General features: G+C 55.8%; 20 protein-coding genes. 8 read left to right on the top strand and 12 right to left on the bottom strand.

What is annotated here, in order from left to right; genetic code table 11:
* Positions 1–4 precede the first annotated feature (4 nt).
* From BEN30_RS00485 to BEN30_RS00465, 5 genes are all read left to right on the top strand, one after another.
* A complete protein-coding gene (locus BEN30_RS00485) occupies positions 5–1111 on the top strand; it encodes a PA0069 family radical SAM protein (protein ID WP_084004859.1) in 1107 nt (368 codons plus the stop codon).
* A 71-nt stretch (positions 1112–1182) separates the two neighbouring features.
* Complete coding sequence (locus BEN30_RS00480; protein ID WP_139134778.1) at positions 1183–1548, top strand: hypothetical protein; 366 nt, start codon at positions 1183–1185, stop codon at positions 1546–1548.
* A gap of 82 nt (positions 1549–1630) precedes the next feature.
* On the top strand, positions 1631–2251 hold the full coding sequence (locus BEN30_RS00475) for a ribonuclease HII (protein ID WP_069956373.1): 621 nt from the start codon (positions 1631–1633) through the stop codon (positions 2249–2251).
* A gap of 90 nt (positions 2252–2341) precedes the next feature.
* A complete protein-coding gene (locus BEN30_RS00470; protein ID WP_069956372.1) occupies positions 2342–3421 on the top strand; it encodes a site-specific DNA-methyltransferase in 1080 nt (359 codons plus the stop codon).
* 169 nt (positions 3422–3590) lie between these two features.
* Positions 3591–4073, top strand: a complete 483-nt coding sequence (locus tag BEN30_RS00465) for a deoxycytidylate deaminase (RefSeq protein WP_069956371.1) — start codon at positions 3591–3593, stop codon at positions 4071–4073.
* 9 nt (positions 4074–4082) lie between these two features.
* Here the strand turns inward: BEN30_RS00465 and BEN30_RS00460 are convergent, their stop codons facing one another.
* From BEN30_RS00460 to BEN30_RS00430, 7 genes are all read right to left on the bottom strand, one after another.
* The gene (locus BEN30_RS00460; RefSeq protein ID WP_069956370.1) at positions 4083–4958 is read right to left on the bottom strand and encodes a lysophospholipid acyltransferase family protein; all 876 of its coding nucleotides are present in this window, start codon (positions 4956–4958) and stop codon (positions 4083–4085) included.
* Entirely contained in the window at positions 4955–5785 is an 831-nt protein-coding gene (locus BEN30_RS00455) for a GNAT family N-acetyltransferase (RefSeq protein ID WP_069956369.1), read from the bottom strand. Before BEN30_RS00455 ends, BEN30_RS00460 begins: the two co-directional genes overlap by 4 nt.
* A 150-nt stretch (positions 5786–5935) precedes the next feature.
* Positions 5936–6559, bottom strand: a complete 624-nt coding sequence (locus tag BEN30_RS00450; RefSeq protein WP_069956368.1) for a LysE family translocator — start codon at positions 6557–6559, stop codon at positions 5936–5938.
* Positions 6560–6630: 71 nt separating this feature from the next.
* Positions 6631–7515, bottom strand: coding sequence for a 3-hydroxybutyryl-CoA dehydrogenase (locus tag BEN30_RS00445; protein ID WP_069956367.1), 885 nt, complete (start codon positions 7513–7515; stop codon positions 6631–6633).
* A 78-nt stretch (positions 7516–7593) separates the two neighbouring features.
* A complete protein-coding gene (locus tag BEN30_RS00440) occupies positions 7594–8520 on the bottom strand; it encodes an electron transfer flavoprotein subunit alpha/FixB family protein (protein ID WP_069956366.1) in 927 nt (308 codons plus the stop codon).
* Entirely contained in the window at positions 8520–9269 is a 750-nt protein-coding gene (locus tag BEN30_RS00435) for an electron transfer flavoprotein subunit beta/FixA family protein (protein ID WP_069956365.1), read from the bottom strand. The genes BEN30_RS00440 and BEN30_RS00435 overlap by 1 nt, the downstream gene beginning before the upstream one ends.
* 167 nt (positions 9270–9436) lie before the next feature.
* Positions 9437–9997: a cob(I)yrinic acid a,c-diamide adenosyltransferase gene (locus tag BEN30_RS00430; RefSeq protein ID WP_069956364.1), complete on the bottom strand. Its 561-nt coding sequence runs from the start codon at positions 9995–9997 to the stop codon at positions 9437–9439.
* A 156-nt stretch (positions 9998–10153) separates the two neighbouring features.
* Between BEN30_RS00430 and BEN30_RS00425 the strand changes: the two genes are divergently transcribed.
* Entirely contained in the window at positions 10154–13069 is a 2916-nt protein-coding gene (locus BEN30_RS00425) for a PAS domain S-box protein (protein WP_069956363.1), read from the top strand.
* A gap of 8 nt (positions 13070–13077) precedes the next feature.
* Here BEN30_RS00425 and BEN30_RS00420 read toward each other — a convergent pair whose 3' ends face one another.
* The 3 genes from BEN30_RS00420 to ccrA all read right to left on the bottom strand — a co-directional run bounded on the left by BEN30_RS00420 (position 13078) and on the right by ccrA (position 17003).
* Positions 13078–13869, bottom strand: a complete 792-nt coding sequence (locus tag BEN30_RS00420; protein WP_069956362.1) for an Hpt domain-containing protein — start codon at positions 13867–13869, stop codon at positions 13078–13080.
* Positions 13870–14026: 157 nt separating this feature from the next.
* Positions 14027–15691, bottom strand: a complete 1665-nt coding sequence (locus tag BEN30_RS00415; protein ID WP_069956361.1) for an acyl-CoA dehydrogenase family protein — start codon at positions 15689–15691, stop codon at positions 14027–14029.
* 10 nt (positions 15692–15701) lie between these two features.
* Positions 15702–17003, bottom strand: a complete 1302-nt coding sequence (gene ccrA / locus BEN30_RS00410) for a crotonyl-CoA carboxylase/reductase (RefSeq protein ID WP_139134777.1) — start codon at positions 17001–17003, stop codon at positions 15702–15704.
* Between the two features lie 241 nt (positions 17004–17244).
* On the opposite strand from ccrA, the gene BEN30_RS00405 reads away from it, so the two are divergent.
* The gene (locus tag BEN30_RS00405) at positions 17245–19260 is read left to right on the top strand and encodes a protein meaA (protein WP_069956360.1); all 2016 of its coding nucleotides are present in this window, start codon (positions 17245–17247) and stop codon (positions 19258–19260) included.
* 19 nt (positions 19261–19279) lie between these two features.
* Here the strand turns inward: BEN30_RS00405 and BEN30_RS00400 are convergent, their stop codons facing one another.
* Both BEN30_RS00400 and BEN30_RS00395 read right to left on the bottom strand, forming a co-directional pair.
* On the bottom strand, positions 19280–19708 hold the full coding sequence (locus tag BEN30_RS00400; protein ID WP_084004858.1) for a hypothetical protein: 429 nt from the start codon (positions 19706–19708) through the stop codon (positions 19280–19282).
* A 144-nt stretch (positions 19709–19852) separates the two neighbouring features.
* Positions 19853–21646: an aminopeptidase P family protein gene (locus tag BEN30_RS00395; RefSeq protein WP_069956359.1), complete on the bottom strand. Its 1794-nt coding sequence runs from the start codon at positions 21644–21646 to the stop codon at positions 19853–19855.
* Between the two features lie 221 nt (positions 21647–21867).
* On the opposite strand from BEN30_RS00395, the gene BEN30_RS00390 reads away from it, so the two are divergent.
* Positions 21868–22062: a hypothetical protein gene (locus tag BEN30_RS00390; protein WP_139134776.1), complete on the top strand. Its 195-nt coding sequence runs from the start codon at positions 21868–21870 to the stop codon at positions 22060–22062.
* Positions 22063–22064: the final 2 nt, after the last annotated feature.

Raw genomic sequence — 22064 nt, 5'->3', positions numbered from 1 at the left:
AAGGATGGTTGATGCTTTTGCTTTGAGAGATCAGGTGCTGCCCAAAAAAGGCCGGGGCGCGGTGTCAAATGCGGCCGGACGGTTCGAACCGTTGGCCCGACACGCGGTCGATGACGGTTGGCATCTGGGCGAAGATGACCAAGCCCTGCCGAAGCTCAGAACCGAAGTGACGGTGGAGCGGGCAAAGTCCGCCCTGACCCGCAACAGCTCTCCCGACATTGCCTTTGATCGGTCTCTCAATCCCTATCGGGGCTGTGAGCACGGTTGCGTGTATTGCTACGCCCGCCCGTCTCATGCCTACATGAACCTGTCGCCGGGGCTCGATTTTGAAAGCAAGTTGTTCGTTAAAAAAGATCTTGCCCAGGTGTTGGAAGCGGAACTGCGAAAGCCGTCCTATAAACCTGCTCCGGTTATGCTTGGGGCGAACACCGATCCCTATCAACCCCTAGAACGTGAACATCGTGTGACGCGCGATTTGCTTGAAGTGCTGCATCGCTTTCGCCACCCGGTCATGATCGTCACCAAATCGCATGCAATCACCCGCGATGTGGATATCTTGGCAGATATGGCCAAGGACAATCTGGTGTCCGTGGGCATATCCTTGTGTACCTTGGACGGGGAGCTAGCGCGCACGCTGGAACCCCGTGCCGCAACACCGGCGCGGCGCTTGGATGCCATGCGCATTTTAGCCGAAGCGGGGGTTCCGGTGACGGTGTTGGCTGCCCCCCTGGTGCCGACGCTCAACGATCATGAATTGGAAGCCATTTTGGCGGCCAGTGCCAAAGCCGGGGCCAGCGGTGCAAAGTACATATTGCTGCGCTTGCCGCGGGAGGTCAAAGACCTGTTTAGGGAATGGTTGCAGACCCACGTTCCCCATAAAGCCAAGCGGGTGATGAGCTTGCTCCGTCAATCGCGGGGCGGGCAGCTTTATGTGTCTGATTTCAATGCACGGATGACGGGAACCGGAGTTCACGCCCAGTTGTTGGGTCGGCGATTTGATTTGGCGTGCAAAAAGAATGGCTTGATTCCTGCAAAGCTGGGGGCTTGTATATTGAGCACAAAAGCCTTCCAGCGGCCTCTCGATATGGGAGATCAATTCATTTTATTTTAATTTATCGAGATTTGTGCGATCATTGGAAAAATTTATTAAACCTTTTGATTGAATTCGATGAGTTAAAACACATGTTGCTTGACGTTCGTAAGCTGATTTTTTCCGATGAACTGCTGCAACAGGCGTTGTTGGCGCATTGCAAAACGGAAGGTAAACAGGTCCCGAATTCACCGATTCAAAAAATCCATTTTACGCCGAGGCCTGCGGGGGGCTCGACGCTGGTCGTCGATTTTATGACCTCAAACCCCAAAAAACCCTATGAGCTGCATTTGAATGAGTCCTTTGTTCTGACGGCGATGATTTTGGTGTGCAAACGACATGGCGTGCCGTTACCCCGTGATGCGGCCAAAATCATTCAAGCCACGGACCAAGGTCTTGCGATGATTGTGTCGATGAAGATCAATACGAACAGCTCCCCACAAAAAGTCGCCATATAACCGCCGACATTTTTCTTGCAAAGACACGGCTGAGGTCAACAATGGGGTCCCTGTTGCCCCTACACGATTGAGAGCGTTCCCCGTGCCTGACTTTTCCCTAGAACTTGGTCATTCGGGCCTGATCGTCGGCGTGGACGAAGCCGGGCGTGGGCCTTGGGCCGGGCCGGTGGTGGCGGGGGCGGCCATCCTCAACGCGGCGACCTTGTCTGAGTCCTTGGCAAAGGGATTGGATGATTCCAAAAAGCTCAAAGCCCCAAAGCGCGAAGCCTTGCTGGCGGTATTGGAACAAAGCGATGCGGTGTTGGGCCTGGGCATTGCCAGCGCTGAAGAAATCGATGAGCTGAACATTTTACAGGCAACCCTGTTGGCGATGGAACGGGCCGTGGCGAATTTAGGTGTCAGGCCCGACTTCGCGCTGATCGACGGCAATCGGCTGCCAAAAAATTTGCCCTGTCCGGCCGAGGCCATTGTGAAGGGCGATGGCAGATCCCTGTCAATTGCGGCGGCGTCCATCGTCGCCAAAGTCAGCCGTGACCGGATGATGGCGGATTTGGACCGGACGTATCCCGGATATGGCTGGTCGGCCAATGCCGGGTACGGCACCAAAGCCCATCAAGAGGGCCTGAAAGCCCTTGGCGTGACCCCCCAGCACCGAAAAAGTTTTGCCCCAATTCGCAAGATATTGAGTCTCGAGGAATCCTGAGACTCAACATATAGCTCTAAGAGTCTGCTGTAACATATTGATTCCATTAAATTCCTTGACGGCGATTCCCGTATCCGTCATCTTGCCTCCATGAAACATTCAGATTTGCCGCTCAATAAGGTCCTGCTTGGTGACTGTATCGAAACCATGGAAAGCCTTCCCGAAGGCTCAGTCGATATGATCTTCGCCGACCCGCCCTATAACCTTCAATTGAAGGGCGATTTACATCGTCCCAACAATACGAAGGTGGATGCGGTTGACGACGACTGGGATCAATTTGAAAGTTTTCAGGCCTATGATGAGTTTTCCAAACGCTGGCTGAAAGCCGCGCGGCGGTTGTTGAAGCCCGACGGCACCATGTGGGTGATTGGCAGCTATCACAATATTTTCCGGGTTGGTTCGATTTTGCAGGACTTGGGCTTTTGGATGCTCAACGACGTGATTTGGCGCAAAACCAACCCGATGCCCAACTTTCGCGGTCGGCGCTTTACCAATGCCCATGAAACGATGATCTGGGTGGCCAAGGACAAAGACGCGCGCTACCGCTTTAATTACGAAGCCATGAAATCCCTGAACGATGATTTGCAAATGCGTTCCGATTGGACGCTGCCGATTTGTTCGGGCGGAGAACGGCTGAAAAAAGACGGCGTCAAAGCCCACCCCACGCAAAAGCCGGAAAGCTTGTTGTACCGTGTGGTGCTGAGCTCCACCCAACCGGGCGACGTGATTTTGGACCCGTTTTTCGGTACCGGAACCACCGGGGCGGTGGCCAAAAAACTGGGCCGCAACTGGATTGGCTTGGATCAAGACAAAGATTATGCCGAGATGGCCGAGCGACGCATCCTGCGCGTCAAACCGATTGAAGACCTGGAGTTGCTGCGCACCGAAAGCAAACGATCGGCCCCGCGCATTCCGTTCGGCAGTGTGGTTGAACGCGGTATGCTCAAGCCCGGCGACGTGTTGTATGACGGGCGGCGGCGCTATTCGGCCAAGGTTCGCGCCGATGGCACCTTGGTGACGGCGGATTTTAAAGGCTCCATCCACCAAACCGGGGCCTTCGTTCAAAAGGCCCCCAGCTGTAACGGCTGGCAGTTCTGGCATGTAGAGCAAAAAGGCCAATTGGTGTGTATCGATGCCTTTCGTGAACGGCTCCGCGCCGAGTTGAATTAAACCAATTGGGGGGCAACTCCCAGGTCTTCGGGGTCATCACAGTTCCAGGTCGCACTCGAACACGGCCCCGAAGACTAAAAATTCATTTACCCAGGCCGATCCCCCTTGCGTTGAGCAATCCAGTTACCCTAGTAATGATGGACGTTTTGTTCAGTCTTGAGAGGTCGCCATGTCGCTAAAATGGGATTCCCGCTTTATTCGTCTGGCGCGCGAAATCGCGTCTTGGTCCAAAGACCGCTCAACGTGCGTCGGCGCGGTAATTGTGGCCGAAGACAAAACCCCCAGCTCATATGGCTACAACGGTTTCCCCCGTGGCATTGATGACGATGCGGCGGAACGCCATGAACGCCCCGACAAGTACGACTGGACAGAACACGCCGAGCGCAACGCCATCTACAACGCCACCCGCACGGGTCAGACGTTGTTGAACAACACCATCTATGTCACCCACGTGCCGTGCCCCGATTGCGCCCGCGCCATCTTGCAGGTGGGCATCAAGCATGTGGTGGTGGACCGCGCCTCGGTATCGGATGACGATTTTCAGGCTCGCTGGGACGAAAAGGGCAAGTTTTCCGAGCGCATGTTCAAAGAAGCCGGCGTGACCATGGATTACGCCGAGGCGCTCACGGAAGATCAAATTCGCGAATCATAAGACGTTGCTCTATTCGGCCCCGATTGCGGGGGCTGTCTGTCCGAGGCTTGTAAACGACTCTGTATCGTTTGCCGCAACATTTAAATCAAGCGTAATGGGGCCAAGGGTATCGTTGAGATGCCCGCCAACGGCTTCTTCACAGGCTTTGGCGATCATTTTACGGTCATCAAACTGGACCGCATTCAGGGGCTGGTGAAATGTGACCTCCACCTCACAACCGCGGGAACCAAAAACGTTCAGCAGATGGGGGGCCAGGGTCATATCGCCGAACCAGGTGAACTGTTCACGCTCACTTTGGCTGAGCAAGGGACCGGGGCTGAGCTGCGGGCCATTCACATGGCGGGCGTACACAAGGCTGACCGGCTGCACCCAGGGCTGGGCATTGACGTCGTCCAAGGCGGCAAACAAAGTGCTTTTAAACCGCTTGATGGAGGCGCCGTTGGTTGAGGTCCCTTCGGGGAACAGCACCAAAGCATGCCCCTTATTCATGCGCGCGGCCAATACGGTGCGCTGAAGGGCGGCGTCTTGGCCATTGCGGCTGATGAAAATGGTTCTGGAAAGGCGTGCCAGAAACCCGAACAAGGGCCAGTCGGCGACTTCGCTTTTGGCCACAAACACGCCGCCGGGAATGACGGCCCCCAACACGATGATGTCCAGGTAAGATGCATGATTGGACGCAAACATAACCGTGCGCTCGCTGGGTGCACCAGTGACGACCAGTCGCAACCCGGTGAGCGCAACACAGCCTTTGAAAAACAACTGCGCAATCTTGTGACGTTTGTGCGGTGCCAAAGCGATCATTAAGACGTACGGTCCTAACAACAGCCCTATGAGCACCAAAAACAAAAAGACGTTCAGTCCCGCACGCAGGACGGAAAACGTCATGCGGCGGTGCCTTGAGCGGCCACTTTGTCGATTTCTTGAACAGCCGCTTTGTCGTTGTCGCGGGTGTAATGGTTCAAGTACTTGGCGGTGACGTTTTCGGTTTCGACGATGATGTTTACGTCGACGGTGTTAAAATCATAATCGATCACGGCACCGTCGCCGACCACGCCGCCAACCCGCAGATAGCCTTTGATCAATGGGGGCAATTCGCGCAACGCTTGGCCCACATCGATGGTGTCTTTGGCCATCATGTTCATGTCGACAAAACGCTCTTCCAAAGCATGGGTGCGAATGGGGCGCGGCGCCAAGTGGTGGTGATAGAGGTACGACAAAGGCAGCTTCATGTCGCTGGGATTGATGCCGGGAATGGACGCGCAGCCGAACATATAGCGAATGGAATGGGCAAAAACATAATCCGCAATGCCGCGCCACAACAACTGCATGGTGCCGCGTGAGCGATAGTTGCTGTCGATACAGCTGCGGCCCAATTCCAGAACTTGGCCGGAGCGATAAATCAACGGTCCCAATTCAAATTCGCTTTCCGAATAAAAGCCCGCATAGTCGTCGGCGACTTCGCCGCGGAGCAATCGATAGGTGCCGACCACACAGGGATGTGCCGCAGAACCGCGGTCACGATCAATCACCAACAAGTGGTCGCAAAATTCATCATAGGGGTCAAAATCGCGTTCGGTCGCAAGCACGCGAGGCGTAGCTTTTGCGCCCATTTCTTCATAGAAGATGCGATAACGAAGGGCCAAAGAGGCATCGACTTCACGGTCCGTCTCAGCCAGGCGAATTTCTAGGTTATTTACGATCAGAGGCTTCACAGCGCCACATCCTTTTACGGTTCTTTCCTAAATCTGACCGTAAGGGTGGGCGATTTGCGTGATACCCGCATGACGGAGCCATGAAAGTTCTTAGTCGCTAGCGTTTCAAAAATATTGCAGTGGTGGAGCGGAAAAAAAAGACCCAGCGGTCTACAAAAACGCCAGCCAGATGCCCACGCTGATCATGAGGATGCCTGCGATGCGGTTGAGGATGCGCACGTTTCCTGAATTTTGCAAAAGCTTGCGCAAGGACCTGCCTCCGGTGGCGTAAATCATCAAACAGATGAATTCCAACACCAAGATGATCGCGATCAACACGACCAATTGGGGGACGATGGGGTCTTGCAGGTTCACGAAGGGTGGCAACAGCGCGACCATAAAGGCCCACGCCTTGGGGTTGGAGATGGCCGTAATAAACCCTTGGGTGGCGAGGCTCAAAGGGTGGGGTTGGGGCAAGTCTTCCTCCCCAATGCGGAGCGCGACTTTTCCTCTGGACAGCCACAACTGAACGCCCAAAAAGGCCAAATATGCGCCGCCGCCAAAGCGCAACACCAAGAACGCCTCAGGGTATTGCGTCACCAATGCCGCAACGCCTAACACAGCTGCCGCCGCCACGGTGCCCACGCCCAACAGTTCGCCGCTCATCATCCACAAAGCTTTGCGCACACCAATGGTCATGCCCAGGGTCAAGGCCAGCGTCATGCACAGCCCCGGGGTGATGGAGACGAAGAAAAACGTCGGAATGAAAACGCCCAGCAGGGTGAGGTCAGACATGTGAGTTTAAGAGTCCAAAACCAATAAGCCGCCCGGGTGGGGCGGCTTATGGAATAAAGAGCGAAGCGGCCTTAGCGGGTCGGCACGGGCTCGGCGCCGGAATAGTCGTAAAAACCCTTGTTGGTTTTTTTGCCCAGCCATCCGGCTTCGACGTACTTCACCAACAGCGGGCAAGGGCGATATTTGGAATCGGCCAAGCCTTCATGCAAGACATTCATCACCGCCAAGCAGGTGTCCAAACCGATGAAGTCGGCCAGTTGCAGCGGGCCCATGGGGTGATGAGCACCCATGCGCATGGCGTTATCGATGGCGGCGACGGTGCCGACGCCTTCGTACAGGGTATAGACCGCTTCGTTGATCATCGGAATCAGCATGCGGTTGACGATAAACGCCGGGAAATCTTCTGCCGGAACCGGGGTTTTGCCCATCTTGAGCGCCAGCGCGGAAACCGTTTTGAAGGTTTCTTCGCCGGTGGCGATGCCGCGGATCATTTCCACCAATTCCATGGCCGGAACCGGGTTCATGAAGTGCATGCCGACAAACTGGCTGGGGCGGTCGGTTTTGGCCGCCAGACGGGTGATGGAGATCGATGACGTATTGGACGCAATGATCGCTTCGGGTTTCAACACCGGACACAATTCGCTGAGGATCGCTTTTTTGACGGTTTCGTCTTCGGTGGCGGCTTCGATGACCAAGTCCGCGTCGGAGAAACCCGACATGTCTGAACTGACGGTGATGCGCGGCAATGCAGCGGTGACATCGGCTTGGGTGGCTTTGCCCTTTTCAACTTGGCGATCCATGTAGCTTTTGATGGTATCGAGCGCCACGGCAACCGCATCGGCGTTGGCATCCATCAGGTGCACATCATATCCGGCAAGGGCGGCGACATGCGCAATGCCGCGGCCCATTTGCCCTGCACCGATCACGCCAATCTTCTTGATGTTTTCCACAGACATATCGTTCCTCGTTTCAATGCAACGTGCCTACGGCGTAGGCCCGCTTCTTCCCTATATATAATCGCCCGTGCTGATCGCCTAGAGCTTTTCAGAGAGTTCCGGCAAGACATCAAACAAATCAGCAACCAAGCCGTAGTCGGCAACCTGGAAAATCGGGGCCTCTTCATCTTTGTTAATGGCAACGATGATCTTGCTGTCTTTCATTCCCGCCAAATGCTGAATGGCACCGGAAATCCCCACGGCGATGTACAGATCAGGGGCAACGACTTTGCCCGTTTGACCGACTTGGTAATCGTTGGGCACAAAGCCCGAATCCACTGCGGCGCGCGATGCGCCAACAGCGGCACCCAGCTTATCGGCAACCGCTTCCAGCAGATGGAAGTTTTCACCGGACGCCATGCCGCGTCCGCCGGAAATGATCACCGACGCGGCGGTCAATTCAGGGCGGGCCGATTGGGTCAAGTCGGCGCTGACAAAAGCTGAAATGGTTGGAACATCGACGGCATCCACCGTTTCGATGGGGGCCGAACCGCCGAGCGCCGGCGCGGCTTCGAAAGCCGTAGTGCGCACCGTAATGACTTTGACGGCGTCCCCGCTTTTGACCGTAGCGATGGCGTTGCCCGCATAGATGGGGCGCTTGAACGTGTCGGCATCGATGACTTTGGTTATGTCGGAAATTTGCTGCACGTCCAAAAGGGCAGCAACGCGGGGCAAAACGTTTTTGCCCGTGGTGGTGGCCGGAGCCATAATGACGCCGTGCGTTTCGGCCAACTTGACCAATAGGGGCGTCCAGGTTTCCGCCAAGGTGTGTTCGTACACAGGGGCGTCGGCCAACAAAACTTTGCTGACCCCTTCGACCTGGGCGCAGGCCTGGGCGGCGGCTTGGCAACCGTGTCCAACAACCAAAACCGTGACGTCGCCCAATTGCTTGGCCGCCGTGATGGTGTTCAGCGTTTGTGCTTTCAGCAGCGTATTGTCGTGTTCGGCAAGGACCAAAACGTTCATCAGATCACCTTTGCCTCGTTCTTGAGTTTATCAATCAGCTCTGTCACGTCGGCGACGATGATGCCGGCCTGACGGGTTGCGGGTTGCTCGACGCCCAGCGTGGTCAGACGCGGGCTGATGTCCACGCCCAGTTCGTCGGGGGTGAGCTTTTCAATCACCTTTTTCTTCGCCTTCATGATGTTGGGCAGCGACGCATAGCGCGGCATGTTGAGGCGCAAATCGGTGGTCACAACGGCCGGCATATTGAGGCTCAGCGTTTCCAGGCCGCCGTCAATTTCGCGCGTCACGTTGGCTTTGCCGTCTGTGAGCTCAAGTTTGGAAGCAAACGTGCCCTGCGGCCAGCCCAAAAGCGCGGCCAGCATTTGGCCGGTCTGGTTGCTGTCGTCGTCAATGGCTTGCTTGCCCAACACGATCAAATCGGGCTGTTCTTTATCCACAATCGCTTTGAGCAGCTTCGCCACCGCCAACGGTTCCAAGACTTGGTCCGTTTCGACATGAATGCCCTTGTCGCCACCCATCGCCAAGGCGGTGCGGATGGTTTCTTGGGCTTGGGCAACGCCCAAAGAGACAACGATAATTTCTTCAACGCCACCCGCTTCTTTGAGGCGGACGGCTTCTTCAACGGCAATTTCGTCGAAGGGGTTCATGGACATTTTTACGCCCGCAGTTTCCACACCCGTCCCATCCGTTTTGACGCGAATTTTGACGTTGTAGTCAACCACCCGTTTGACGGCGACCAAAACCTTCATAATGTCTTTTCCGGTATCTGTTTAATTCTGCCTTATGGCTTCCCTGTTGGCGGAACGTTACCCGCCAGCGAAGCAAGAGCTTAGGCAAGATTCGCCGCACCTGCAAACTCTTTTCGCATGTGCGAAGGGCGGGCATCATGTCAAGCGATGGGGCAGAGCGGAAAGATTTAAGCGTTCCCGCCCGGTTTCCACAAGACATCCGCCCTGCCCATATCATTTTCCGCCCGCGCCATCTGGAACAAAAGGTCGGATAAGCGGTTTAAATATTTGAGAATTTCGGGGTTGAGGGGGGAAGATAAATTAAGATTAATGACGGTACGCTCGGCGCGACGAACCTGGGTGCGGGCCATGTGCAGGCGGGCCGCAACCTCCCTGCCACCGGGCAAGACAAAACTGGTCAACGGGCCAAGCTGCTCTGTCAAAGCATCGATTTCAGCCTCTAAACTTTCCGCACGGCCTTCAGACAAGCGCAACGCGCCGGGAATTTCCCCCGGTGTGGCCAAATCTGCGCCCAGATCAAACAAGTCGTTTTGAATTCCGGCAAGAAACCGATCCGTGGCGGAACCCACAGTGGCCACAGCCCGTGCAAAGCCAATGGTCGCGTTGGCCTCATCGACATCACCAATGGCGGCAAAGCGGGTATGACTTTTGGAAAGGCGAGAGCCGTCCACCAGACCGCTGTCGCCGCCGTCACCGCCGCGGGTGTAGATTTTTGTGAGCTTAACCATGAGACTCCTTCCTAAAATAAGATACAAAGATGGTCCGAAATGTCTGCGTCTACAAGCTCGGATGTCATAATTTTGTCGTACAACCTCGTCCAAATGGGTGTGTTGCACCGAAGCGGTGGGAGCGTTACGTTGTGGGCTCCTTAGGATGAAACGGCCATGACATTTAACAAAAATAAAAACGGCGCGGATCAAATCGTTCAAGAGGCGCACCCAAAATCCAAAGCTGGCGCGACTGCGGCGGAGCCCTTTGGCGCGGGCGCTCATCTTGATCTGCAACATGAGTATCGCAAGTTTTTTCAGGCGGTTGAGGCCAGTCCGTCATGCGTGGTCATCACGGATCGGAGCGGCGTGATTGAATACGTCAATGACCGCTTTGTCAAAAGTACGGGTTACAGCCAAGAGCACGTCATTGGGCGAAAGCCCAATTTGCTCAAATCCGGGCAAACGCCGACACACGTTTATGACACGTTGTGGTCAACCATCTTGAAGGGAGAAATTTGGCGCGGTGAGATGTGCAACCGCAAACGTACGGGGGAGCGCTATTGGGAATCCACGGCAATCGCCCCGATTCTTGGGCCTCAAGGAGACATCACGCATTTTGTTGCCGTGAAAGAAGACATAACGGTTCGCCGCGATGCCGAAGCCGCGTTACGCTTGCGCCAAGCGCATGACACCGTCTTGGCCGATATCACCCGTGGATTGTTGGCGGATGCTTCTGGCGCGGCGATCGAAGAGGCGTTGCGCATTTTGTCCGTCAGTCTGGACGCGCAACGGGGGGCTTTGTTTCGATTATCCGCCGATAATCTTTATGCCACCAACACCCATGCCAGCACTGCCCTTGAATGGGTTGAGGGCGAAAAGGGCGCGGGTCTCAGAAAAACCGTCGGCATTCCACGAGATCGCTTTCAATGGTGTCTGGATCAGTACCGTGATGGCAAAACCGTCATGGTTGACAATGCGCTCGACCTGCCAGCCGACGCGGAGGCATTTCGCACCAGCTTGCTGCGGGCAAACATTCACGCTCACCTCAGTGCTCCCATCCAATTGGGAGAGCGGTTTATCGGTTTTGTCAGTGTTGATGTGCAAACCAGTCCGCGCAAATGGACGACGGATGATGCTCACCTCTTGGAACGCGTCGCGGAAATTATCGGTCTGGCGTTGATGCGTCTGGATGCGGAACAAGAACTGCGCACGACCCGTGACCGGGCTTCACGTGCCGAGCAGAATTTGACCGATGCCATCAATTCCATGCCGGAAGGCTTTGTGCTCTATGATCAAGACGGCAAACTGGTGATCTGCAATTCGCGGTTTCGCAACGATTACGGCTACACTCAGGCGCAGGCCAGACCCGGTGTGCATTTTATGGATTTGGGCTTGATCGACGTGATGCAAGGCAACGTCGTTGTTCCCGAGGGTTATAAAAATGCCGATGAGTATCTCCAAATCAGGCTGAAGTATCGCATCAAATTGGAAGGTACCTTTCAGGTGATCTTGAAGGATGGGCGCCAATTGATGACCCAAGACCGTCGGACATCGTCGGGCGGACTGGTGAGCGTGCAAACGGACATCACCAAAATCAAGCAGACGGAAGATGCGCTGCGGTCTTCTGAGCGAAAGTTCTGGAGCATCTTTCACGCCAGTCCCAGCTTGATGACCATTTCCGTTCTCAAAGACGGACAGTTTTTGGACGTCAACGCCAAGTGGGTCGAGGTGATGGGGTTTGATTACACCGAAGCGATTGGCAAAACCTCCACCCAGTTGGAGGTGTGGCATTCGTCCCTGGCGCGCGAACAGATGCTGCGGGCATTTACCAAAGACGGTGTGTTGGTCAACTATGAGGCCCGCATGCAAACGCGGGCAAAAGAAATGCGCGACTTTTTGATGTCGGGGGTGCGCATGCATATTGACGGGGAAGACGCCCTGTTGCTGGTTTATCACGACATTACGGAACGCAAGCGCATGGAAGCCGCCTTGCAACAATCCGAGCGGGACGTGCGCGCCATCTTAGACAACATTGTCGAAGCGTTTTACCGCACGGACAAAAAGGGTCGCTTCACCATGTGCTCGGCAGGGGTCATAAAACTCTTGGGCTATGAGCCAGACGAATTGGTCGGTACGCCTGTCAGCGCCATATACGTTGACGCTTCGGGTCGCGATGAGTTTCTTAAACAACTGGCCGTACGGGGCGGACGTATCGAAAATTATGAAATTCAATTGCGGCGCAAAGACGGGACAACCGTGTGGGCGGCAACCAACAGCTATTATTATTATGATGATGACGGCGAAATTCTGGGCGTCGAGGGAACGAGCCGGGACGTAACCTGGCAGCGCCAAGCGGAACAAGACTTGCTGATTGCCAAAGAACTGGCCGAAAATGCCAACGCCGCCAAGTCTGATTTTCTGTCTGGTATGAGCCACGAATTGCGCACGCCGCTCAACGCCATCATCGGTTTTTCACAGATGATGGCGTATCAAGACTCCGATAGTCTGACGCCCAAACAGCGTGAATACATCGATATCATTTCACGCTCAGGCGAGCATCTGCTGACGGTTATCAATGAAGTTTTGGACCTGGCCAGCATCGAAGCGGGGCGCACAAGCGCGCACCTAGAAGCGATATCGGCCACAGCCGTGATTGATGATTGCATCGAGTTGGTACGCACGCTCAGTGCTGAAAAAGGGGTTTTGCTGGTGCGAGATTACGGCGACACGCCGGTTCCGCTCGTGTGGGTGGACCGCACCAAATTCAAGCAGGTGCTCATCAATTTATTGAGCAATGCGGTGAAATACAACGTCGATGGCGGCCGGGTGGATGTGATGGTTTCGGTTGCGCCGGGCAACTGTTTGAAAATCGATGTGACCGACACCGGTCACGGTTTGACAGAGGCAGAATGTCAAGATCTGTTCCAGCCGTTCCAACGTCTACATGCCCAAGACGGGGATGTGGAAGGCACCGGGTTGGGCCTGGTTCTGGCCAAACGCATGATCGAAGCCATGCACGGCGATATTCAGGTGTCCAGCACTCCAGGCGTCGGTTCAACCTTTACGGTGAAAGTCCCGTTGTCGTATTAAATCGCTCGCTAGATGAGAAACAGGTTGTCGAGGGCGGCGTAAAGGTCGTCACCAAAGGATGGGCCCTTGTGGATGGTGGGGATGTTTTTCGGCACCAAGCTGAGGTGTTCGTCACCCGGATCAAGGCTGGTGATCAGCGCCAAGGGAATGTTGCGGGTGGAGGGCATGGAAGACAGTCCAATGGCCAGATCTACGCCGTCGAGTTCCGGCATGATGGCTGAAATGATGACAAAATCGGGTTTGGTCTGCACGATTTGCGAAAAGGCCTCAAACACCGTGGACACCGTCGTCACCCGGTAACCGCATTGTTGCAATTCCCGCTGCACATAGTGATTGGCGGCGCCGTGGAGCATCACCAGCATGACTTCGATGTTGCGTACTTCGATGTCGGCTTGGGCAAACCCGATGTTGGCGGGCAAGGCGCGCACCACCACTGCGGCATCGCTGTCGTTCTCCAGGCGCCCTTCCAAAACATCTTCCAAACGATCGATAAAAATTTGCAGGTCGTCGAAGGCCCGGGGCGGAAGTTCCGTAATATTGGCCATGTAATCTTCAAGGCGGCGGGCAATGGTGCCGATGAGCCGCAGCCCCACGTTACCAGCCTGGACCCGCAATTTCAGGGCGGTTTTGGAAACGGCAGCGGTGAGCTCTTCGGGCTCACTGCGTTCATGGCGAACCGCGTCCAGCAAAAGATCAAGCGCCGTCACCAACTCTCTGGATTCATCGATGACCTCTTGACGCATGTCCTGGGCAATTGCATCGACGCCGTGGGCGTAGACTCCGCTTAAATCATCGGTCATGGATATTATTCTTTCCGCTCAGAGTATGGATGGTGAAATTTTTTAGATTATTATGATGAATTATACCTCTATAAAATGATTTCCCCCATGCCTAAAAAAACAAAAAAGAGCCCCAAAGGTCTGGGGCTCTTTTTTGCAAAATAGGGTATCGCAGAGATTACGGTTTGAGCAATCCGCGCGCGATCACGTGGGCTTGGATTTCGGCGGCACCTTCAAAAATATTGAGGATGCGCGCGTCCACCAAAACACGCGATATCGGGTATTCCAGCGCGTAGCCATTGCCGCCGTGCACCTGCAGGGCGTTGTCGGCGTTGGACCAGGCCACCCGTGCGGCCAACAGCTTCGCCATGCCCGCTTCGATGTCGGAGCGACGCTCTTCGTCTTTTTCACGGGCCGCAAAATAGGTGAGTTGGCGGGCTATCTGGGTTTCGACGGCCATCCATCCCAGCTTCGCCGCCACGCGCGGGAAGTTGATCAAGGGTTGGGCGAATTGCACCCGGTCGTGGGCGTAACGCAAACCCAATTCCAGCGCGTTGGTGGCGACGCCAACGGCGCGCGCTGCGGTTTGGATGCGCGCCGCTTCGAAGGTCGCCATCAATTGCTTGAAGCCTTGGCCCTCGATCCCACCCAGCAGGGCCGAAGCAGGCACTTCCAAGTTATCAAACGCCAGTTCAAACTCTTTCATGCCCCGGTAGCCGAGAACTTTAATTTCCGTTCCGGTCATGCCTTTTAAGGGGAAAGGGTTATCTTCTGTGCCGCGCGGTTTTTCGATGATGAACATCGACAAGCCTTTATAGCCGCTCTCGTCTGGGTTGGTGCGCGCCAACAAGGTCATGACGTCGGAACGCGCCGCGTGGGTGATCCAGGTTTTGTTGCCGGTGATGCGGTAAACGTCACCATCGCGCACCGCACGGGTTTTCAGGCTGGCCAGATCCGAACCGGTGTTGGGTTCGGTGAACACGGCGGTGGGCAGAATTTCCCCTGCGGCGATGGCGGGCAGGTATTTCTGCTTTTGCGCGTCGGTGCCGCCAATGCTGATGAGCTCGGCGGCGATTTCGGAGCGCGTGCCCAAGGAGCCGACGCCGATATAGCCGCGCGACAATTCTTCGGTGACCACGCACATGGCGGTTTTGCCCATGTCCAGGCCGCCAAATTCTTCGGCGATGGTCAGGCCAAAGACGCCCAATTCAGCCATGTGATTGACGATTTCATCGGGGATCAAAACGTCGCTGTCATGCCATTTGGGAGCGTTGGGGGCAACTTCTTCGGCGGCGAAACGGCGAAATTGGTCTTGCACCATTTCCAAGGTTTCGTCGTTCAGTCCGTCGTTGCCATACATGGCGGTGTGCACATCCAAAAGCTGGGCAATGCGCACCCGTGCGGCGTTGGCGTTGCCGTCTTGAATCAAGGTTTTGACGGCGTCTGAATAAAAGCCGCGCACGGTGGCGGGATCAACGCCCATATCGCGGGGGCGGACGATTTCCACCTGGCTCATGGGAATGCCGCCGGCCATTTGGGACAGGTATTCGGCGGTGCCGACTTGCAAAATCAAGCTTTCCAATTCGCCAAGCTGACCGCCTTGTTCAAGACGTTCGGCCCAACCCACCAGTTGTTCGATGGCGGTGGCGTAGGTTTTCAGCCAGGCAAAGCCATGGGCGGCGAATTGCTCTTGATCCAACAGTTGGCCGTCGATGCGGCCGTCACGAACGATTTTGTCCTGCACGGCTGTGCGGGCAGCATTCACCAAGGTGAGGCAATCGATGGCGGCTTGTTGGCAAAGCCCTAAAGCCCCGTCTAAGAGGGGGGAGGTCTCAGTGCTCATATCAGGTTCCTCAGTCTTCCAAGCAGTCTTCGATGGTGCGACGACCGGGTTGCATGGCCTGGACCAGCACGGCCATATTGCCTGGCTTGTGCTTGTTTTGGCGCATTTTCATGTGGGCTTCGGGGATGTCGTCCCAAGGGAAGACTTCGCTCATGCACGGGTCGATGCGCCGTTCACACACCAGTTTGTTCGCTTGGGCCGCTTGGCGCAAGTGGGCAAAGTGGCTGCCTTGAATGCGTTTTTGACGCATCCACACAAAGCGCGCATCAAAGGTGATGTTAAAGCCCGTTGTGCCGGCGCAAAACACCACCATGCCGCCGCGTTTGACGACAAAGGCGGACACCGGGAAGGTCTGTTCGCCGGGGTGTTCGAACACCATGTCGACGTCCACACCCTTGCCGGTGAAGTCCCACAGCGCTTTGCCGAATTTGCGACAGCGCTTCATGTAATCGCCGTAAGCTTCTTGGTCGTCGACGTCGGGCAGTTGCCCCCAGCAATCGAATTCCTTGCGGTTGACGACGCCTTTGGCCCCCAAACGCATGACAAAATCACGTTTGTCGTCTTCGGAAATCACCCCAATGGCGTTGGCGCCTGCGGTCGCGATCAATTGAATGGCCATGGACCCCAAACCGCCCGATGCCCCCCAAACCAAAACATTGTGACCGGGACGCAAGATGTGCGGACGGTGGCCGAACAGCATGCGGTACGCCGTGGCCAGGGTGAGCACGTAACACGCACTTTCTTCCCACGTCAGATGTTTGGGGCGCACCATCAGCTGTTGCGCTTGCACACGGGTGAACTGGGCAAATGAGCCGTCCGGCGTTTCATAACCCCAGATGCGCTGGGACGGTGAAAACATCGGGTCGCCGCCGTTGCATTCTTCGTCGTCGCCGTCATCTTGGTTGCAATGAACCACCACTTCGTCGCCGACTTTCCAGCGTTTGACCTTGGAACCCACGGCCCAAACGATACCCGCGGCATCGGACCCGGCAATGTGGAAGGGCTGTTTGTGTACGTCGAAAACGGAAATCGGCAAGCCCAAAGCGGCCCAGATTCCGTTGTAGTTGACGCCCGCCGCCATCACCATCACCAGCACTTCATGGCTATCGATTTCTGGGGTTTCCACCACTTCGATCTGCATGGCGGTATCGGGTTCGCCGTGACGGTCACGACGAATGACCCACGCATACATGTCTTTGGGGATATGACCCAGCGGGGGGAACTCGCCGAGTTCGTACAAATCTTTTTTCGGCTGGTTTGCCAGAGTCTCGGCAATACCACCGGTGTTTTCGTCTATTTTTACCTCAGCCATGATCGGCCTCCATTGCTGCCCTGTTCACTTGGCTTGCCCGACTTATATCCCAGAATAAGGCGCTCATTTTTGACCGCGTGGGTTTAGACCAAGTCTGTTCTGGTGGTAAGTATGGACGCATCTGAAAAAATATTGCAATGCACAATTTATTCCGCACTTGCGAAATTTTGTTTGATGAGGGACAATCTTGCCCGGAAACTGCCATTGCATAAGGCGGTCCACTTCATTTTGGGAGAGCCTCATGACGCGAAATATTGCAGATGCGAAAGACACACTTTTTGCCCCTTCGGTCCCCAAAAAGGATCGCCCGTGGCTGTTTCGCACCTATTCGGGCCATTCCTCGGCAGCCGCATCGAACGCTTTGTTTCGCACCAACCTAAGCCGCGGCCAAAGCGGTTTGTCGGTGGCGTTTGATTTGCCGACCCAGACGGCGTTGGACGCGGATGACGTGCTGGCGCGCGGTGAAGTGGGCAAAGTGGGGGTGCCGATTTCCCATCTGGGCGACATGAAACGTTTGTTTGACGGCATTCCGTTGGACCAGATGAACACGTCCATGACCATCAATGCCGCAGCGCCGTGGCAGTTGGCGTTGTTGATCGCCACCGCCGAAGACCAAGGTGTCGCGCGCAGAGATCTGGCTGGCACCACTCAAAATGACATCATCAAAGAATACCTGTCGCGCGGCACCTACATCTTCCCCCCCGCGCCTTCCATGCGCTTGCAAACAGATGTGATTTCGTTTGCAACGTTGGAAATGCCCAAGTGGAACCCAATGAACGTGTGTTCCTACCACTTGCAAGAAGCGGGCGCGGAACCGGCGGAAGAACTGGCCTTCGCCATGGCCAACGCCATCACCGTGTTGGACATGGTCAAGGCATCTGGCGACATATCGGCCGAAGATTTTCCCCAAGTGGTGGGCCGCATCAGTTTTTTCCTGAACGCCGGCATCCGCTTTGTCACCGAATTGTGCAAAGCCCGCGCGTTTGTGGAACTTTGGGACGAAATCACCCTGCAACGCTACGGCGTCGAAGACCCTAAATTGCGGCGCTTTCGCTACGGTGTGCAGGTGAACTCGTTGGGACTGACCGAAGCGCAGCCTGAAAATAACGTTTACCGCATCATGATTGAGATGTTGTCGGTGGTGTTGTCCAAAAACGCCCGCGCCCGCGCCGTGCAGCTGCCCGCGTGGAACGAAGCGCTGGGCCTGCCCAGGCCGTGGGACCAGCAGTGGTCGCTGCGATTGCAGCAGATTATGGCCTTTGAAACCGATTTGCTGGAATACGGCGACATTTTTGACGGATCGAGCGAAATCACCGCCAAGGTCGATGCGCTGAAAGCCCAGGCTCGCGATGAACTGGCCCGTTTGGAAGAGATGGGCGGTGTGGTCCGTGCGGTCGAGCAGGGCTACATGAAGCAGCGTTTGGTGGAATCCAACGCCCGGCGTTTGGCGGCCATTCAGGCGGGTGAGCAGATCGTGGTCGGCGTGAACAAGTACACCGAATGCGAATCCTCGCCGTTGGTGTCAGGTGTGGAAACCTTCTTGACGCCTGACAGCGAAGCGGAAAAAAGCCAGATTGAGAACCTCAAAGCGTGGCGTGCCCAGCGCGACAAGACGGCTGTTGCGGATGCGCTCAAGCAATTGGAAGCCACCGCGCGGGCGGGCAGCAACATCATGGAAGCCTCTATTCAGTGCGCCCGGGCCGGGGTCACCACCGGTGAATGGGGCGGCAAGTTGCGCGACGTGTTTGGCGAATACCGTGCGCCCACCGGCATTGCCGGGGCGGCGCGGGCACCGATGGTGGACGCCGATGCGCTGCGCGCGCAAATCAATGGGCTCAGCGATAAACTGGGCACCCGTCCACGTTTGCTGATGGCCAAGCCGGGCCTGGACGGTCATTCCAATGGCGCCGAGCAAGTGGCCTTGGCGGCCCGCGATGCGGGCTTTGAAGTGATTTACGAAGGCATTCGCCAAACCCCCGTGGAAATCGTTTCTGCCGCCGTGCAAGAAGGCGTGCACGCGGTGGGGCTGTCGGTGCTGTCGGGCTCACATCTGACACTGGTCGAAGACGTGCTGAAGGGGTTGAAAGAGCAAGGCGCTGCTGATATCCCCGTGATCGTCGGTGGGATCATTCCCGAACGCGATATGGCGACGTTAAAAGCCATGGGCGTGGCGCGGGTGTTCACACCCAAAGACTTCGAACTTGGAGCCATGCTCACCCAAGTCGCGGATGTCATGGCGGAAAATATAAAAGATTAGAGGCTTGGCCCTAAAGCGTTTAACGCTTTTTGGCTGACGGCGGGAGGACCGGGATCGGGTCGGTATTGTCGTTGAAATCGGTGGTGTTTTCCACCAAGGTTTTAAACGATTGGTCCAGATACTTGACCACGCCCGCACGATACGGTTCTTTCACCAGCGCCCACGCCACAAACAGGCCGCCGTTATTATCATAATAAGAGATGTCTTTGTTATTGCCCGCTTGGTGAAAGGCGCTCGCCAAATCTTTGCCGTGGCCTGCATAAACCCACTGGGGACGAACGCCACCGTGCCAAATCAAAAACACGCCGCCAACTTTGTTCAGGCCCAATTCTTCGGGGTCTAACTCTAAAAACGGTAAAAAACGTCCTTCCGGCGTGCGCACCCAATTGGGGTCGACCGGTGTGGTGATTTTTGCAGGTTTTTCATCGTCAGAACCAAACAGCGCCATTTATGTCGTCCCAGCGTATCGCCGAATAGAATTAGAAACTGCTTCAGATGACGGGTTTAGGGTGTAGAGCCAGCACAAACCTTAACCATCACGCATACATACGACCCTTATAAACGATTGGGCACTTCAAAAGTATTAACACAATTACAGTTCAGATGTTTGCTGCTCAAGCCATTTACAGGTGCTGGCGTCCAAGCCGGGGGCCAATTGTTCGGTGACCTGGGCATGATAGGCGTTGATCCAAGCGCGCTCCGTTTGGGAGAGGAGATTGGTGTCAATGAGGGTTTTGTCAATGGGGGCTAAAGTCAGTGGTTCAAAACCCAGCATCTGCAGTTCGCCACCTTTGGGGGCCGGGACATTCACCACGGTGATGAGATTTTCGATGCGAATGCCATAGGCGCCTGCTTTGTAATAGCCGGGTTCGTTGGACACCACCATGCCCGCCACCAGTTCTTCGCCTTGGCCCCGTTTGGAAATCCCCTGGGGACCTTCGTGCACACCCAAATAGGTGCCGACGCCGTGGCCGGTGCCATGAGCGTAATCCAAGCCTGCATCCCACAAGGCTTGGCGGGCCAAGACGTCCAGTTCCTGGCCCCGGGTGCCAACGGGAAAACGCTGGCTGGAAATGGCGATGTGGCCTTTGAGCACACGGGTGAAGCGGTCGCGCATTTCGGCACTCGGCTTGCCAATGGCGACGGTGCGGGTGACGTCCGTGGTGCCGTCTAAATACTGCGCGCCGGAATCGACCAAATAGAGCTCACCCGATTTTAAGGTGCGGTTCGATTTTTCCGTGACACCGTAATGGACGATGGCGCCATTCGGTCCTGATCCGGAAATGGTTGGGAAGCTGAGACCCCGAAAGTGTTCGTTTTGGGCGCGCAGGCCATCCAACTTGGCAGCGGCAGACAACTCCGTCACGCCGCCCATTGGCGCGTGTTCGCTGAGCCAGGCCAAGAACTGAACCAGCGCGCGACCATCGCGCACATGGGCGCGTTTGATGCCTTCGACTTCAGCCGGAGTCTTTTTCGCCTTGGGCAATTGACACGGATCGCTGCCCGGAATAAGCCGCGCCCCGGCTTGGGTGAGGCGTTTGACAATCCATGCCGGAGTCCCGCGAGGCGCAATACGAACGGCTTTCTTGCCCTGACCAAGCGCGTCCAGCATCGCCCCCAATTGGCTGGAATCAAGCACCTGCACGTCGGGCCCTAAGTGGGTGCGCAGGTTCTCATCCAAGCGTGCCGGATCAATAAACAAGGTGGCTTTTTCATCAGCCGTCAGTAGGGCATAAGCCAACACCAGGGGCGTGAACGGCACATCGTCGGCGCGGATGTTGAAAGCCCAGGCCAGAGAATCACCAGCCGTAATCACCGCCACATCCACGCCGGCGGCCTTTAAGTCCTTGGCGATCAGGCCTCTTTTGGCCTTGGCGCTGAGCGGCGCGAACGGCGGGGCGAGGGCTTCGACGCGGCTGAACGGCGCGGCAGGGCGATCCGGCCATAGGGTGTCAATGGGATTGGTATCGACAGAAACCAAGTGGGCATCCAGCTCGGTGCAGAGGTCTTCAAAGGGTTCCAATTGGGCTACCGTGTGTAGCCACGGATCGTAGCCAATGCGATCCCCGGCTTTGAGGTGGGTGCGCAGCCACGCTTCGGGGGGGGTGGTGGCGATGGCGTGCACGGAAAAAATCTGGGTATCGACTTGCTCAGGTGCTTGCAAGGTGTAGCGTCCATCGACAAACAGCGCTGCCGCGTCCGCCAAGACGACGGCTTGCCCGGCGGAGCCTGTAAATCCGCTGAGTCGCGCCAAGCGTTCGGCAGAGGGCGGCAGGTATTCGCTTTGATGAGCATCCGCGTGGGGCACCAAAAAGCCCTGTAAACCGTCCGCCTGAAGTTGGCCGCGCAACTTGGCGATCAATGTTGGGTCATAAGATATGGACATACGAGGTGCGCTTATCTCTTGAAATTGTGGGGTTCTTAGAAGCTAAGCGTACAAGTTGGTTCTGACAAGGGGGTGTCATGCGCCGCCAGGAATGCAAAAAACACATGTCAGGGTCGTTAAAACCGTGCTTTTGTTGCACTGCACAATGCGTATAGTGCATAGCGTACCCCGAAAAATTGGCACGACAAAAGTCGGCCACACTAAGGATAAATAAGATGTATATGACCAGCGATAGACATGAACGTGAGCTGATTGAAGCCGCTATTCGTGATGCGCATGAGATGCGTGCCATCGCGATTGCCGATGGCTTGAAGGCTTTTGCGGTATGGTTGAAACAAGAATTCATCGTGTTGATGAACCTTGTGAAACATCGCAAAGCGTCGTCTGAGCTCACACACACTCATCATGCCGTTTAAGC

This window comes from Magnetovibrio blakemorei (assembly GCF_001746755.1).
GTDB classification, from domain to species: Bacteria; Pseudomonadota; Alphaproteobacteria; order Rhodospirillales; family Magnetovibrionaceae; genus Magnetovibrio; species Magnetovibrio blakemorei.
Note: the sequence above shows the minus strand (reverse complement) of the source record. Positions and strands in the feature narration are given on the sequence as shown.